This is a genomic window from Dongia mobilis (genome assembly GCF_004363235.1).
GTDB classification, from domain to species: Bacteria; Pseudomonadota; Alphaproteobacteria; order Dongiales; family Dongiaceae; genus Dongia; species Dongia mobilis.
This window is the reverse complement of record NZ_SNYW01000006.1, coordinates 607,191-621,784: the sequence shown is the minus strand read 5'-3', so window position 1 is coordinate 621,784 and position 14,594 is coordinate 607,191. Positions and strand designations below refer to the sequence as shown.

The following is a 14,594-nucleotide window of genomic DNA, read 5'->3' as shown; positions in this document are numbered from 1 at the left end:
ATGCGCGTCAAGGACGACTACAGATCGCTGACCGGCTCGCAGAAGGCGGCCCTCCTGCTCCTCTCCGTGGGCGAGGAATCGGCTTCCAAGCTGTTCGCGCTGATGCATGACGACGAGATTCGCGAAATCTCGCAGACCATGGCCAATCTCGGCACCGTTTCAGCGACCGTGGTCGAACGGCTGTTCGTCGAATTCGCCGACGGCATTTCCTCGACCGGCACGCTGACCGGCACCTTCGAGAGCACCGAACGCCTGCTGATGAAGGTGCTGGACAAGTCCAAGGTCGACCAGATCATGGAGGAAATCCGCGGTCCCGCCGGCCGGACCATGTGGGACAAGCTCTCCAATGTGAACGAGAGCGTGCTGGCGAACTATCTGAAGAACGAGTATCCGCAGACGGTCGCCGTGGTCCTCTCCAAGGTCAAGCCGGATCACGCCGCCCGCGTGCTCGCGCTGCTGCCCGAGGCCTTCGCCATGGAAGTCATCATGCGCATGCTGCGCATGGAATCGATCCAGAAGGAGGTCATCGACGACGTCGAGCGCACCCTGCGCAACGAGTTCCTCTCGAACCTTGCCCGGTCGTCGCGCCGCGACGCGCACGAACTCATCGCCGAGATCTTCAACAATCTCGACCGCAATACCGAGCAGCGCTTCATCTCGGCACTGGAGGAGCGGAACCGCGATTCCGCCGAGAAGGTCAAGTCGCTGATGTTCACCTTCGACGACCTCGGCAAGCTCGACCCGGGCGGCGTGCAGACCCTGATGCGCGGCGTCGACAAGACCAAGCTGCCGATCGCCCTCAAGGGTGCCTCGGAAGCAGTACGCGACCTGTTCCTCGCCAATATGTCGGAACGCGCATCGAAGATGCTAAAGGAAGACATGGCGGCAATGGGACCGGTCCGTCTCAAGGATGTCGAGGAGGCGCAGATGGCCATGGTGAACCTGGCCAAGGAGCTGGCGGCGAAAGGCGAATTGGTCCTGGCGGATGCCAAGGGCGAGGACGAACTGATCTACTAGGCAATGACGGAGCGCAGCGTGGCGACAGTGCGGAAATTCATGTTCGAGAACGACTTCGACGCCGTCGCCGGCGCCGCAGCCGGCTCGGCGTCCGCGCGGCCCGACGCGCCGGCCGAGGCCGCCGCCAAATCGTCGGCCAAGCCGTCAGCCAAGGAGGCTGCCCAGGCCGCACCGCCGGAGCCGGTCGAACCGCCGCCACCGCCCGAACCCACCTTCAGCGAGGCCGAATTGAAGGCCGCGGCCGCCAAGGCCCGAGCCGAGGGCCAGCGCAGCGGCGAGGCCAAGGGCCGCGCCGCCGCCGCCGCAGAAGCGGAACAACGCAGCGCCGCCGCACTGGAATCGATTGCCGGCCAGATCGCTGCCCTGCAGGCCGGCCTGGCACATGACCGTGCTGCCATCCTGGCCGATGCCAGCGCCCTCGCCCTTGCCATCCTGCGCAAGATGCTGCCGGAGTTTTCGCGGCGCGGCGGCATTGCCGAGATCGAGGCGGCGCTGGAGCAGTGCCTGCGCGACCAGCGGCACGAAGCGCGGCTGGTCGCGCGCGTGGCGCCGGATCTGGTGCCGCTGCTGGAGCCGGGCCTGACCGCGCTCAGCGCGAAGACCGCCTTCGAGGGTCGCCTGTTCCTCATTCCCGACGACCGGCTGGGCCCGGCCGATTGCGCTATCGAATGGGCGGATGGCGGGCTGGAGCGCCACGCCGATGCGCTCTGGGGCGAGATCGCCGCGGCCCTGGATCGGTGCCTCAGTCTGCAGGGCGTAGCGCCATCGCCACCACCCGAGGCGGCGGCGGCCCCGGCGTCACGAACCGATGAAGTTGAACCGGCAGGCAATCTCGCCGCAGCGAGCGACGCCGAAGCGATGAGGAGCGAATGATGGGCGACGAAGAGAACCTGCAGCTGCAGGAATTCGAGGAACAGAATGCCGGCGGCGATCTGGCCGAGGCGGCCCGGACGCCGGTCAACACCAAGGAGCTGGATGCCGTCTATGACGTGCCGGTCCAGGTCTCGGCCGTTCTCGGCCGCGCCACCATGCAGGTCAGCCAGTTGCTGAAGCTGGGTCGCGGTGCCGTGGTCGAACTCGACCGCAAGGTCGGCGAAGCGGTCGACATCTATGTCAACAACCGGCTGGTGGCGCGCGGCGAGGTAGTCGTCGTGGAGGACCGGCTGGGCGTCACCATGACCGAGATCATCAAGTCGGACCGCGGCTAGCAGCCAGCCCCCGAACCGGAGCGCCACGATGTCCGACACCGCCAACGAGCCGATCCAGAACTTTACCGCGCGCAGCGATGCGCCGGTGCGGCTGGAGCCGCAGCAGAAGGGATTCGACCTGGCGACGGTGCTAGGCCTGGTCGGCGCCGTCTTGCTCATATCCATCGCGATCTGGCTGGGCGGCAACTGGACCGCGTTCATCGACCTTCCGTCCATCCTGATGGTCATCCTCGGCACGTTCGCGATTACCACCGTGTCCTATTCCTGGTCCGAAGTGGTCCAGGCGCAACCGATCATGTGGCGCACACTGTTCCACCGCGGTCAGTCGCCCCACGAGGCCGCCATGAAGGTGCTGCAGCTGGCCGAGCGCGCGCGCCGCCGTGGCCTCCTCGCCATGCAGAGCGAGTTTGCCGGCCTGCGCAACGAGCCCTATCTGCAGCGTGCCATGACCATGCTGGTCGACGGCATGCCGCTGGAGGAGATCGAGCGCAATCTTTCGTTCGAGACCCAGGCCATGTCGCAGCGGCATCAGCGCTCGACCGGCATCCTGCGGCGCGCCGCCGAAGTTTCTCCGGCCATGGGCCTTATTGGCACGCTGGTTGGCCTGGTACAGATGCTGGGCGCCCTCGACCGGCCGGATGCGATCGGCCCGGCCATGGCGGTGGCCCTGCTGACCACATTCTACGGCGCGGTAATGGCCAACGTCTTCTTCCTGCCGATCGCCAGCAAGCTGGAGCGCAATTCGGCGATCGAACTCATGAACAACCAGATCTTTATCCTGGGCGCCCTGTCGATCGGTCGCCAGGAGAACCCGCGACGCCTGGAACTGGTCCTCAACACGATTTTGCCGGCCAACCAGCGCGTGCGCTATTTCGACTGACGGAACGGGAGTTACTGCGATGCGCCTTCTCATTGTCGGATCCTTGGACGGCCACATCACGGCGGCCGGCAAGATCGCGCTCAGCCGCGGCGCCAAGGTCGCCCATGTTCACGACGTCGATCAGGCGATGGCGGCGCTGCGCAACGGCCAGGGCGCCGAACTCATCATGTTCGATGTCAATCTGGACATCCAGCAGATGATCGACAGCCTGAAGCGCGAGCGGATCAACATACCGGTGGTCGCCTGCGGCATCGGCACCTCCGCCGAGATCGCCGTGCGGGCGATCAAGGCTGGCGCCAAGGAATACATCCCGCTGCCGCCCGACGCCGAACTGATCGCCGCTGTCCTTGCCGCCGTTACCGAGGAAAGCGCCGCCTTCATCTTCAGCGATCCACGCATGCTGGCAACAATCAAGCTGGCCGACCAGGTGGCGCCCTCCGACGCCAGCATCCTCATCACCGGCGAGAGCGGCACCGGCAAGGAGGTCATGGCGCGCTACATCCACACCCATTCCAAGCGCAGCGCCAAGGCGTTCATTTCCGTGAATTGCGCGGCGATCCCGGAAAACCTTCTGGAATCCGAGCTGTTCGGCCATGAAAAGGGCGCCTTCACCGGCGCCATCGCCCGGCGCATCGGCAAGTTCGAGGAAGCCAATGGCGGTACGCTGCTGCTCGACGAGATCAGCGAAATGCACCCGAGGCTGCAGGCCAAACTGCTGCGTGCGATTCAGGAGCGGGTCATCGACCGGGTCGGCGGCTCGCAGCCGGTCAAGGTCGACATTCGCCTGATCGCCACCTCGAACCGCGACATGCAGGAGGAGGTGCGCAAGGGCACCTTCCGCGAGGATCTCTACTTCCGGCTCAATGTCATGTCGCTGGAACTGCCGCCGCTGCGCGAGCGGCCGGGTGACATTGCGCTTCTGGCCGAGCATTTCGCCAAGAAGTATGCCGCCGCCAACGGCGTTGCCTTCAGCGGCATCTCGCCCGAGGTGCTAGACATGCTGCGCGCACACGAATGGCGCGGCAATGTGCGCGAACTGGAAAACACCATGCATCGCGCGGTCCTGCTGACGCAGGGCCCGGTGATCGGGCCGGAAGCCATCCTGCTGACCGGCGGCCGCGGGTTGCCCGTCGGTGCAACACCGGCGCCGACCGCCGCCGAGAGTGCCGTTGCCAAGGCGGCGGCGGTGGCCGCAGCCGGAACCGCCGGCCTGGTCGGCCGCACCGTCGCCGCGGTCGAGCGCGATCTCATCATCGATACGCTCAGCCATTGTCTCGGCAACCGGACCCATGCCGCCAACATCCTCGGCATCTCCATCCGGACCCTGCGCAACAAGCTCAAGCAGTACAGCGAGGAAGGTGTGGCCGTTCCCGCGGCGCACGGCGAAGGCGAGCCGGCCGGCTACTGACATCGCGACAGATCTTGATCGGGGGGCGAGATGAGTGAGTCCGGTTGCATCATGGTGACGGTGCGATGAGCGACGCCACAGGCAACGCGACCGGGAGTGCCGGCGGCACACTGCTGGGTTCACTCGACCGCAACACCAAGTTCCTGCGCCGCGGCGAAATCGCGCTGGCCCTCGGCCTGGTCGCGGTTCTCACGGTGCTCATCTTCCCGATGCCGGCCTGGCTGCTGGACATCTCGCTCGCCTTCTCGATTACGGTCTCCGTACTGATCCTGATGGTGGTGCTGTTCATCGAGAAGCCGCTCGACCTGTCCAGCTTTCCGACCCTGCTGCTGATCGTCACGATGCTGCGCCTGGCGCTCAATCTGGCCTCGACGCGCCTCATCCTGACCTACGGCCACGAGGGAACCGACGCGGCGGGCCATGTAATCGAGGCCTTCGGCGGCTTCATCATGGGTGGCAACTATGTCATCGGCATCATCGTCTTTGCCATCCTGGTCCTGGTCAATTTCGTGGTCATCACCAAGGGTTCGGGTCGCATCGCCGAGGTCTCGGCCCGGTTCAGCCTGGACGCCATGCCGGGCAAGCAGATGGCGGTCGACGCCGATCTTTCGGCCGGGCTGATCGACGAGAAGGAGGCGAAGGCGCGTCGCAAGACGCTGGAGGACGAGAGCAACTTCTTCGGCTCGATGGACGGTGCCGCCAAATTCGTGCGTGGCGATGCCATTGCCGGCCTCATCATCGTCTTCATCAATGTCATCGGCGGCATCATCATCGGCGTGGCGCAGCAGGATCTGTCGATGGCGGATGCCGCCCAGACCTATACCCTCCTGACCGTCGGCGACGGCCTGGTTTCGCAGATTCCGGCCCTGATCGTCTCGACTGCTGCCGGCATGCTGGTGACCAAGGCGGGCGTCGCCGGGTCGACCGACAAGGCGCTGTTCCGCCAGTTGGCCGGCTATCCTTCTGCACTCGGTCTTGCCGCCTTCCTGATGATGGTGCTGGCGGTGATGCCGGGCATTCCAGCCCTGCCTTTCTTCGGCCTCGCGCTGATCACTGGCGGCATGGCCTGGCTGGTCATGCGGCACCAGAAAAAGATCGAGGCAGTCGCCGTGCAGGAGGAGGCGGCCCAGCAGGTGCAGGCACCGGTGGCCGAGGAGCCGATCTCGACCGCCCTGCAGCTGGATGCAATCCGCCTGGAACTCGGCTATGGCCTGCTGGGGCTGATCAATACCGAGCGCGGGCATCGCCTCACCGACCAGGTGAAGGCCCTGCGCCGCCAGCTGGCCGGCGAGATGGGCTTCATCCTGCCGGCCGTCCGCATCCAGGACAACCTGCAGATCAATGCCAATTCCTACATCATCCGCATCAAGGAGATCGAATCCGGCCGCGGCGACCTCCGGCCCAACATGATCCTGGTGATGGACCCGCGCGGCGACAAGATCAACATGGCGGGCGAGGAAACGACCGAACCGACCTTCGGCCTGCCGGCCATGTGGGTCGATCCCAGTGCGCGCGAAGAGGCGCTGTTCCGCGGCTATACCGTGGTCGACCCGTCGACGGTCATCACCACGCATCTGACCGAGATCGTCAAGGACAACATGGCCGAGCTGCTGTCTCACGCCGAAACCCAGAAACTGCTGGACGAGTTGCCGAAGGAGCACCAGAAGCTGGTCGGCGACCTCATTCCCGGGCAGATTTCGGTAGGCGGCGTGCAGCGCGTGTTGCAGGCGCTGCTGTCCGAACGTGTCTCGATCCGCGACCTTGCCAACATTTTGGAAGGCATCGCCGAGGCGACGGGCTATTCGCGCAATGTCAATGCGATCGTCGAACATGTGCGGGCGCGTCTGGCGCGGCAGATTTCGGATGCGGCCAGCGACGCCAACGGCGTCGTCCCCCTCATCACCCTGTCGCCAGAATGGGAGAACGCCTTCGCCAATGCGATCCGCGGCGAGGGCGAAGACCGGCAGCTGGTCATGGCGCCCACGGATTTGCAGCAGTTCATCCAGAACGTCCGCCAGAATTTCGAGCGCTTTGCCATCATGGGCGAGAGTCCGGTCCTGCTGACCAGTCCCGGCATCCGACCCTTCGTCCGTTCGATCGTCGAACGGTTCCGGCCGTCTACCACGGTCATGTCACAGAACGAGATCCATCCCAAGGCGAAGATTCGCACGCTGGGCCAGATCTGACGGCAGGTAACGGAAGATGCGCCTGCGCAATTTCAGCGCGCCAACGATGGCCGAGGCGATGGCTCTGGTGAAAGCCGAGCTGGGGCCGGATGCCGTCATCCTCAACACCGAGCAGGTGGGACAGGCCGTCAAGATCACGGCAGCACTTGACCGTGACGCGATCCTGACCGACCCGCCGACCGCCGCGACTGCAGATCCGCTGGAACTTATCGCCCGGGCGCTGGAGTTTCACCGTGTTCCGGCCGGCCTCGCCGAGCGCCTGACCCAGCTGTCGAGCGGCTTCCTGCTGGAATCGCCCCGCCAGGCGCTCGCCGGAGCCCTGCGCATTCGCTTCCCCGGCCAGCCGGTGGTCGAGCGGCAGCCGGAGCGGCCACTGATGCTGGTCGGCCTGCCCGGTGCCGGCAAGACGGCAACGCTTGCCAAGCTGCTGGCGCGCGCGCGCATGAAGGAATGGCAGGCCGTTGCAGTGACGTGCGATCTCGTCAAGGCCGGTGCGGTCGAACAGCTCGGCACCTATGCCAAGGCGCTGCAGGTGCCGGCCTATCGCGCCAAGGATGCCGACATGCTGCGCCGGGCGGTCGCGCTCGCCCCGGCGGGATCCCTCGTGCTGATCGACACGGTCGGCAGCAACCCGCTGGAGACAGGCGACCTCGACCAATTGGCGGAACTGGCGGCCTATGTCGACGCCGAGATGGTGCTGGTCATGGCCGCTGGCGGCTGCGTGGTCGAATCCGCCGAACTGGCGCAACTCTATGCCGAAGCCGGTGTCGAGCGCCTGGTGCCGACGCGGATTGACGCCGCCCGACGCCTGGGTGGTATTCTGTCTGCGTGCGACGCGGGGAAGTTGCGGCTGGCCGAATTCGGCGTGTCGCCGGAAATTGCGACCGGGCTGGAAAGCGTCACGGCCGAGCGGCTGGCGGACATGCTGTTGCGGCCGGTACAAGCCGGGGGCGGCGCATCCGGGGACCGGACGACCGGTGCCGTATCCCGCGCCACGGGCAGATGATCGGGCAAAAGCAGATTGGGCGAGAGAACATGACCGAGACCGCGCCACTTCCGAATGCCATCGCGATTGCCTCCGGCAAGGGCGGCGTCGGCAAGACCTGGCTTGCCATCTCGCTCGCCCAGGCTCTGTCGCAGCAGGGCGAGGAGGTGCTGCTGTTCGACGGCGATCTCGGTCTGGCCAATGTCGACATCCAGCTGGGGCTGACGCCGGCCCTCGACCTCGGTGCCGTGCTGGAACGCGACCTGCCGTTGTCCCGGGCGGTAACGCCTTCCGGTGCCGGGTTCTCGGTGATCGCCGGACGTTCCGGTTCCGGCGGCCTCGCCCACATGCCGCCGGCGCGCCTCGCGCACCTCGTCGCCGGATTGCGGGAACTATCTGCGGCGCATCAGCGGTTGGTGATCGATATCGGTGCCGGCATCGACCGGCCGGCGCGGCAACTGGCGGCACTTGCCGCCACCGTCATCATCGTCGCCAACGACGAGCCGACAACCCTGACCGACGCCTATGCTTTCATCAAGATGCTCCGCGCCGACGGCGCCACGGGCCGCATCGGCATCGTGGTCAATTCGGCCCAGGACGTGGCCCAGGGCCGCCATACCTTTGAAACCCTGGCCAAGGCCTGCCGCTCCTTCCTGAAATTCAGCCCGGCCCTGTTCGGTATCATCCGGCGCGATGCCAAGGTGAAGGATGCGATCCGCGCTCAGGTGCCCCTGTTGACCCGGCACCCCGCCAGCATCGCCGCCGCCGATATCGAAGCCCTTGCCGCCCTGCTGATCGCGGAATCCAGCAGTGCCGCAAGCTCGACGGGGACATGAGCGACTTCCTCAATCCGCTGGGCGGCCGCTTCCTCGGCCGCACCGGACCGGTGGCGCCGATCAGCATCACCGGCACCATTCCCGACCCGCCGCGCAGTTTCCAGCAACTTGACCCCGGCACCATCATCAAGGGCGTCGTCCTGGGGCGCGAAGCCGACGGCCAGGTGAACATCGCCACCGACAAGGGAACCGTGCGCGTCGCCAGCAATGCGCCACTGCCGCCCGGCACCCATGTGACGCTGGAGGTACGGCCGACCGGCGACCGCCTGCAGGTGCTGATCCTGGCCAGCGACGCAGGACGCGGCCCCGGGGCGCAACCCCAACCTGGAACGCCGCCGGCGCAAAGCAGTCATGGGCAGCCACCCGCCGGCATTCCCGCCGGCCCAGCCGAGCCCGCATCACCCCCCAGGGCGGGCGCCGCCAATCCAACCGCGCCTACCCCGCAGCCGCCGTCACCCGGCAGCAGCAATGCGCCGGGACAGCCGGCGGCCGGGGCGCCGAGCACCCCGCCACCGGGCAGCGGTACTGGTACGGCTGGCGGTGTTAGTGGAGGTCCGGCTGTTCCGCCACCGTCCAGCCAGGCACCGATCATCCAGGTGGTCGGCGCGAGCCACGCGGCCATTGTCCTCCATCCCGGCGCCCTGACCCCGGCTGTGCCGGGCACCGCCGCCGGCGAGGCTGCTTCGCCGCTCCGCATCCAGTTGCCGAACGGCCAGGTCATCGTACTGCCAGGCGGTGCCGCGGCACCGGCGCCAGGGGCTCAGGCGAATGCGGCAGCAACGCCTCCCCTATCGACCGGTCCAGCCGCGGCTTGGCAGCCGCCGGCCGGCGCCGCGCCGGTTCCGCAAACGCCCCAACCCGGACAGGCACCGCAAGCGGGACAGGCACCGCAAGTGGGACAGGCGCCGCAAGTGGGACAGGCGCCGCCAGCGGGACAAATACCATTGGCACCACCGGCAACGCCGGCAGCGTCGCCTGCCGGCAATCCAGCTCCTGCCGCCAGCCTGCTGCCGGGGGAAATGCAGCAGCGCATCCTGGCGCTGTTCGCCGGCACGCAAGCACCAGCCATCCAGTCAGGGCAGTTGGCACCGGCGACACCACCCGCCCTGCCCGCATCTGCGGAGCTGCAATTGCGGGTCCTCGCGGTGCGGATCGGCGACCAGCACCCGATCCAGATCGATCCCGCAATCGGCACGGCACAGCAGGGCCGAGGCGCGGCAGGCGAGGCGCCGATTGTCTATGGCCGGGTCATCGCGCTCACCCCGGCGGGCCATGCCATCATCAACACCCCGGTCGGAACCATCATGCTGCAGCAGCGCAGCAGCCTGCCGGTCGGCGCCCAGCTCGCGCTGGCAATTGACGTCGTCGAGGCACCGCCGCCGACCGCCGCCGCGGCAGCACTGCCGGTGGTGCAGACACCGCAGCAGGCCTTGCTGTCGCTGTCGCGCAGCTGGCCCACGCTAGCCGACCTCATCGCCATCCTGCAGGGCAGCGCCCCGCATGCCGCCGGCAAACCGGGCGTCGACCCCGCCGTCATGCGCGAGGTAATGGCCAGCCTGCCGCAGATCGGCGCCAGGCTGGGCGCCGGCATGGTCGCGGCGATGGCTGCCCTGCGCAGCGGCGATATCGGGCGGCTGCTTGGGCCGCTCTTCGCGGCACGCGGCCTTGGCGCCGAGCGCGAGGAACTGGTCGGCCGCCTGCGCGGCGAGTTCCAGCAACTGGCCGCCCTTGCCCAGGACCGGCCGGAAGGAGAATGGCGCGCTTTCTTTCTGCCCTATCTCGACGACCAGCAGCGCGTGCAAAGGATCAATCTGTTCTATCGACGCCACGGCAGGCGCGGCGTGGGCGGCGAGGATGGCGATGGCGGCACGCGTTTCGTAGTGGAGGCCAGTTTCAGTCGGCTGGGTGCGTTCCAGCTGGACGGTCTCATGCGCCGGAACCGGTTCGACCTGATGGTGCGCAGCCAGCAGCGCCTCGACGAGCGCATGCGCCGCGATATCGAGGCGATCTACGAGGAGGCGCGCGGCCTCACCGGCTTTGCCGGCGCCATCGCCTTCCAGACGGTCGATGAGTTCCCGGTGGCCCCGCTGGAGGAACTGAAGCAGGCGCGCGACGAGGTGACGATCTGACCTCGGGAAGGACCGGGTGGATCGAGCTGCTGGGTCAGCTGTCCATCTTGCCGCGGTTGCGCCGGTGCTGTTCCAGCCCCATCTCGTCGGCCACGATCTGCTCGCGCCTCGCCAGTTCCTGGCGCCGCCGCTCCTGGCGAAGCTGGATTGCCTGTTCCGTCTTCTTGATGTCGGAGAAGGTTTCCGCAATCTCCTCGCGAACCCGGTCGAGCTCGATGGTGACGTCGGCGATCGATTGCTCCAGCCGCTCGCGCCGGCTCGCCATCACCGCGCGATAGGGCGGCAGCACCCGAGCCGCCTGCAGATCGTTGCGCGCCGCCTCGATCTCGCGCGCCACTTCGGCGTCGAGCCGCGCGACGTCGCCCTGCAGGCGCTGGATCAGCCCCTCGAGATCCGCCGCCTGGCGGCGTTTCTCGTCGAGGTTCCATTTCTGCAGGCGCAGGAGCTGGTCAAGTCCGCTCATGCCGCTGTATCACCTTCGTCCGTTGCCGAAGGCGGCGCCATGGCGGCCGGCTGTGGCGCCGCCGGTTCCTCCGGACCGATGCCGAGAATGGCGGCCAGCTGCAGATAGCCGAGTTCAAGATCCGCCTTCTCGTCGCGGCCCTGGGCGAGGAATGCCTCGATCTGCGGGTAAAGCTGGATCGCCTGGTCCACCGCCGGATCGGTGCCGCGCCGATAGGCGCCGAGACGGATCAGTTCGGCCATGTCGTCATAGACTGACATGTGCCGCCGCGCCTCGCGCACGACCCGGTTCTCGTAGTCGGTATTGCAGCCCGGCATGGTACGCGAGAGCGAGCGCAGGATGTTGACCGCCGGATAGCGGCCGCGCTCGGCGATCGAACGTTCGAGCACGATATGGCCGTCGAGGATGCCGCGGCAGGCATCGGCGATGGGTTCGTTGTGATCGTCGCCCTCGACCAGCACGGTAAAGAGGCCGGTGATCGATCCCGAGCCAGCGACGCCGGGGCCGGCGCGCTCCAGCAGGCGCGGCAATTCGGCGAAGACCGACGGCGTATAGCCCTTCGAGGCCGGCGGTTCGCCGACGGAAAGGCCGATCTCGCGCATCGCCATGGCAAAGCGCGTGACCGAATCCATCAGGCACAGCACGTGCAGCCCCTCGTCGCGGAAGAACTCGGCGAGTGCCATGGTCACCTGGGCAGCCTGGCGGCGCAGCAGCGGCGATTCGTCCGATGTGGCCACCACGACGACGGAGCGTGCGAGACCCTCGGGGCCCAGTTCATCCTCGATGAATTCCTGCACCTCGCGGCCGCGCTCACCGATCAGGCCGATGACGTTGACGTCGAGCGAGGCATAGCGCGCCATCATCGACATGAGGACCGACTTGCCGATGCCCGACGCGGCAAAGATGCCGAGGCGCTGGCCGCGGCAGACGCTGGCAAAGGCGTTGATCGAGCGGATGCCGAGGTCGATCTTGGCGCCGACGCGGGCGCGGGCATGGGCTGGCGGCGGCTGGTTGCGGATGCGGCACGGTTCGGCGCCACTCGGCAACGGTCCCTTGCCGTCGATCGGCTCCCCGAAAGCGTTGATCACCCGGCCAAGCCAGGCGCGGGATGGCCGCACCACCGGCTCGCTGTCGACCAGGACCACCTTCGAGCCGAGGCCGACACCCTCCAGCGAACCATAGGTCATGGCCAACGCGCGGCCTTCGCGAAAGCCGACGACCTCGCAGGGGACGCGGCGCTGATTGCGGTCGACCAGGGCACAGCGCGCGCCGATCGCCAGCGCACCCTCAATTCCGACGATCTCGACCAGCATGCCGACCACGGCGGCGACCCGACCGTGCATGCCGATATCGGGGATGCGGTCCAGTTCGTGGAAGAACGGCTCCAGGCCCTGTATCATTCCGCTCAAATCCGCATGACCCTCTTTGCCGGTTCCGTTGCGCTCTTCAACAAGGGCAGCGGCACCCTCACCGGGGGTTGCCCGGCCAGCAGGCCAACCTGCCAACGGGCATTCATCTTGTCCGAGGATTTTACGGCCACCGGGGCCAAAAATCCCTGTTTCCAGCAGCTTAGGCGATTCGACCTTAATGCGTCGTTAACAATATCAACCGCCGGCGGCAGAGTCGAAATTCCAACGTCTTTTCAAATTGTTAAATGATTAATCACACATTGCGAGAGGCAGCTCGCAGGCGCTGCCGGACTAGTGGCCCGCTTCAATATTAACCTCAAGTCCTTTACATAACCCCGCATTAATGATTAAGATTCCTTCATTAATCGGCTGAGGTTGACAACCGAACGGGATCCGGGCCATGCGCGTGCTAGTCGTCGAGGACGATTCGAACACCGCCCAAAGCATCGAACTGATGCTCAAAGCCGAAGGCTATATCGTCGACACGACCAATCTCGGCGAGGATGGGCTCGAGATCGGTAAGCTCTACGATTACGACATCATCATTCTCGACCTGATGCTGCCCGACATCGACGGCTATGAAGTCCTGCGCCGCTTCCGGGCGGCTCGTGTCAACACGCCGATCCTGATCCTCTCGGGCCTCAACGAACTTGATTCCAAGATCAAGGGACTCGGCTTCGGCGCCGACGATTACCTGACCAAGCCATTTGACCGCCGTGAGCTGATCGCGCGCCTGCAGGCCATCGTGCGCCGCTCGAAGGGGCATTCGGACTCGGTCATCAAGACCGGCCGCCTCACCGTCAATCTCGATACCCGCACGGTCGAGGTCGAAAACCAGCCGCTGCATCTGACCGGCAAGGAATACGGCATCCTCGAACTGCTCTCGCTCAGGAAGGGCACGACCCTCACCAAGGAGATGTTCCTCAACCATCTCTATGGCGGCATGGACGAGCCGGAGCTGAAAATCATCGACGTCTTCGTCTGCAAGCTGCGGAAGAAGCTGAGCACCGCGACCGGCGGCGAGAACTACATCGAGACGGTGTGGGGCCGCGGCTATGTGCTGCGCGACCCGGAAGAAAGCGGCATGCCGGCGAAAACGGCCGAGAGTGCCTGACATTTGCGGCTGGGCTCCCCCTCCCATCACCTCATGCGAAAAGCCCGGGCCATGGCCCGGGCTTTTCCGCATCCCGATCGACGCCGCGCCCGGGTTCAGCGTGGCGTGGCAAAGCCCGGCGGCGTCAGCGAGGCCGGCGGCTTGATCCCGCCGGTCAGGCCATAGATGCCGCGCTGGCCGGGCAGCAGCTGGAACTTGTCGGAAATGCCGAGCACCGTTTCCGCGCCGCCGAGGAACAGATAGCCGTCATCCGGCATCTGCTTGGCAATGCCGGCCAGGACCTTCGCCTTGGTCGGCTGGTCGAAATAGATCAGCACGTTGCGACAGAAGACGATATCGAACTTTCCGAGCGGCGCTGGATCGTTGAGCAGGTTCCATTCCTTGTACTGCACCATCTGGCGGATCTTGTCCGAGATCTTCCAGCGGTCGCCCACCTGGGTGAAATACTTGACCAGCAGCGTGATGGGCAGCCCGCGCTGCACCTCGAACTGCGAGTACATGCCGTCCTTGGCGCGCTGCAGGATCTCGTTGGAGAGGTCAGTGCCGACGATGTCGATCCGCCAGCCGGCCAGCTGCGGCGCCATCTCGGTCAGGATCATGGCGAGCGAATAGGCCTCCTGCCCCGAGGAACAGGCTGCCGACCAGATGCGCAGGCTCTTCGCTCCGGCGCGCGACTTCAGCATGGCCGGCAGGCAGATCTGCTTGAACTGGTCGAACGGCTTGGTATCACGGAAGAAAAAGGATTCGTTCGTGGTCATCGCCTCGACCACGTCGCGGATCACCGCCTCGTCGTTCTTGCTTCGGATCAGGCGCACTAGATCGTCGAAGGTCGCCAGCTTCCATTTGCGTGCAACCGGCAGCAGGCGGCTTTCCAGCAGATAGGCCTTGTCGTTGGTCAGTACCAGACCGGATCTGGCCTTGAGGATCTGGCAGATGAAGTCGAAATCCGTGATCGTCAT

The 14,594-nt window shown here is 66.2% G+C and carries 13 protein-coding genes; 10 read left to right on the top strand and 3 right to left on the bottom strand.

The features are described from left to right. From fliG to A8950_RS04415, 9 genes are all read left to right on the top strand, one after another. Window positions 1–1,017 carry a flagellar motor switch protein FliG gene (gene fliG, locus A8950_RS04455; RefSeq protein WP_133612383.1) on the top strand — a complete coding sequence of 339 codons (1,017 nt, stop codon included), beginning with the start codon at window positions 1–3 and terminating at the stop codon, window positions 1,015–1,017. 39 nt (window positions 1,018–1,056) lie between these two features. After that, complete coding sequence (locus A8950_RS04450; protein ID WP_166644993.1) at window positions 1,057–1,890, top strand: FliH/SctL family protein; 834 nt, start codon at window positions 1,057–1,059, stop codon at window positions 1,888–1,890. Then, complete coding sequence (gene fliN, locus A8950_RS04445; protein WP_133612696.1) at window positions 1,890–2,225, top strand: flagellar motor switch protein FliN; 336 nt, start codon at window positions 1,890–1,892, stop codon at window positions 2,223–2,225. Before A8950_RS04450 ends, fliN begins: the two co-directional genes overlap by 1 nt. 28 nt (window positions 2,226–2,253) lie before the next feature. Continuing rightward, entirely contained in the window at window positions 2,254–3,105 is an 852-nt protein-coding gene (locus A8950_RS04440; RefSeq protein ID WP_133612381.1) for a motility protein A, read from the top strand. Between the two features lie 19 nt (window positions 3,106–3,124). After that, on the top strand, window positions 3,125–4,513 hold the full coding sequence (gene flbD / locus A8950_RS04435) for a sigma-54-dependent transcriptional regulator FlbD (RefSeq protein ID WP_133612380.1): 1,389 nt from the start codon (window positions 3,125–3,127) through the stop codon (window positions 4,511–4,513). Window positions 4,514–4,578: 65 nt separating this feature from the next. Further along, the gene (flhA, locus tag A8950_RS04430) at window positions 4,579–6,699 is read left to right on the top strand and encodes a flagellar biosynthesis protein FlhA (protein WP_133612379.1); all 2,121 of its coding nucleotides are present in this window, start codon (window positions 4,579–4,581) and stop codon (window positions 6,697–6,699) included. 16 nt (window positions 6,700–6,715) lie between these two features. Continuing rightward, complete coding sequence (locus A8950_RS04425; RefSeq protein WP_133612378.1) at window positions 6,716–7,705, top strand: flagellar biosynthesis protein FlhF; 990 nt, start codon at window positions 6,716–6,718, stop codon at window positions 7,703–7,705. A gap of 29 nt (window positions 7,706–7,734) precedes the next feature. Continuing rightward, window positions 7,735–8,520 carry a nucleotide-binding protein gene (locus tag A8950_RS04420; protein ID WP_243735525.1) on the top strand — a complete coding sequence of 262 codons (786 nt, stop codon included), beginning with the start codon at window positions 7,735–7,737 and terminating at the stop codon, window positions 8,518–8,520. Beyond that, window positions 8,517–10,649 (top strand): hypothetical protein, encoded by a 2,133-nt coding sequence (locus A8950_RS04415; RefSeq protein ID WP_133612376.1) that lies wholly within the window; start codon window positions 8,517–8,519, stop codon window positions 10,647–10,649. The genes A8950_RS04420 and A8950_RS04415 overlap by 4 nt, the downstream gene beginning before the upstream one ends. A gap of 34 nt (window positions 10,650–10,683) precedes the next feature. On the opposite strand, the gene A8950_RS04410 is transcribed toward A8950_RS04415, so the two are convergent. Both A8950_RS04410 and fliI read right to left on the bottom strand, forming a co-directional pair. Beyond that, a complete protein-coding gene (locus A8950_RS04410) occupies window positions 10,684–11,112 on the bottom strand; it encodes a hypothetical protein (RefSeq protein WP_133612375.1) in 429 nt (142 codons plus the stop codon). Further along, window positions 11,109–12,512, bottom strand: a complete 1,404-nt coding sequence (gene fliI / locus A8950_RS04405) for a flagellar protein export ATPase FliI (RefSeq protein ID WP_133612374.1) — start codon at window positions 12,510–12,512, stop codon at window positions 11,109–11,111. The genes A8950_RS04410 and fliI overlap by 4 nt, the downstream gene beginning before the upstream one ends. A 409-nt stretch (window positions 12,513–12,921) precedes the next feature. Between fliI and ctrA the strand changes: the two genes are divergently transcribed. Continuing rightward, on the top strand, window positions 12,922–13,635 hold the full coding sequence (ctrA, locus tag A8950_RS04400) for a response regulator transcription factor CtrA (RefSeq protein WP_133612373.1): 714 nt from the start codon (window positions 12,922–12,924) through the stop codon (window positions 13,633–13,635). A gap of 95 nt (window positions 13,636–13,730) precedes the next feature. Here ctrA and A8950_RS04395 read toward each other — a convergent pair whose 3' ends face one another. Continuing rightward, the gene (locus A8950_RS04395; RefSeq protein WP_133612372.1) at window positions 13,731–14,594 is read right to left on the bottom strand and encodes a CheR family methyltransferase; all 864 of its coding nucleotides are present in this window, start codon (window positions 14,592–14,594) and stop codon (window positions 13,731–13,733) included.

Coding starts and splice junctions, on each gene's coding strand:
- fliG (WP_133612383.1), top strand. CDS start 1: ATGCGCGTCAAGGACGACTACAGATCGCTGACCGGCTCGCAGAAGGCG.
- A8950_RS04450 (WP_166644993.1), top strand. CDS start 1,057: ATGTTCGAGAACGACTTCGACGCCGTCGCCGGCGCCGCAGCCGGCTCG.
- fliN (WP_133612696.1), top strand. CDS start 1,890: ATGGGCGACGAAGAGAACCTGCAGCTGCAGGAATTCGAGGAACAGAAT.
- A8950_RS04440 (WP_133612381.1), top strand. CDS start 2,254: ATGTCCGACACCGCCAACGAGCCGATCCAGAACTTTACCGCGCGCAGC.
- flbD (WP_133612380.1), top strand. CDS start 3,125: ATGCGCCTTCTCATTGTCGGATCCTTGGACGGCCACATCACGGCGGCC.
- flhA (WP_133612379.1), top strand. CDS start 4,579: ATGAGCGACGCCACAGGCAACGCGACCGGGAGTGCCGGCGGCACACTG.
- A8950_RS04425 (WP_133612378.1), top strand. CDS start 6,716: ATGCGCCTGCGCAATTTCAGCGCGCCAACGATGGCCGAGGCGATGGCT.
- A8950_RS04420 (WP_243735525.1), top strand. CDS start 7,735: ATGACCGAGACCGCGCCACTTCCGAATGCCATCGCGATTGCCTCCGGC.
- A8950_RS04415 (WP_133612376.1), top strand. CDS start 8,517: ATGAGCGACTTCCTCAATCCGCTGGGCGGCCGCTTCCTCGGCCGCACC.
- A8950_RS04410 (WP_133612375.1), bottom strand. CDS start 11,112: ATGAGCGGACTTGACCAGCTCCTGCGCCTGCAGAAATGGAACCTCGAC.
- fliI (WP_133612374.1), bottom strand. CDS start 12,512: ATGATACAGGGCCTGGAGCCGTTCTTCCACGAACTGGACCGCATCCCC.
- ctrA (WP_133612373.1), top strand. CDS start 12,922: ATGCGCGTGCTAGTCGTCGAGGACGATTCGAACACCGCCCAAAGCATC.
- A8950_RS04395 (WP_133612372.1), bottom strand. CDS start 14,594: ATGACGATCACGGATTTCGACTTCATCTGCCAGATCCTCAAGGCCAGA.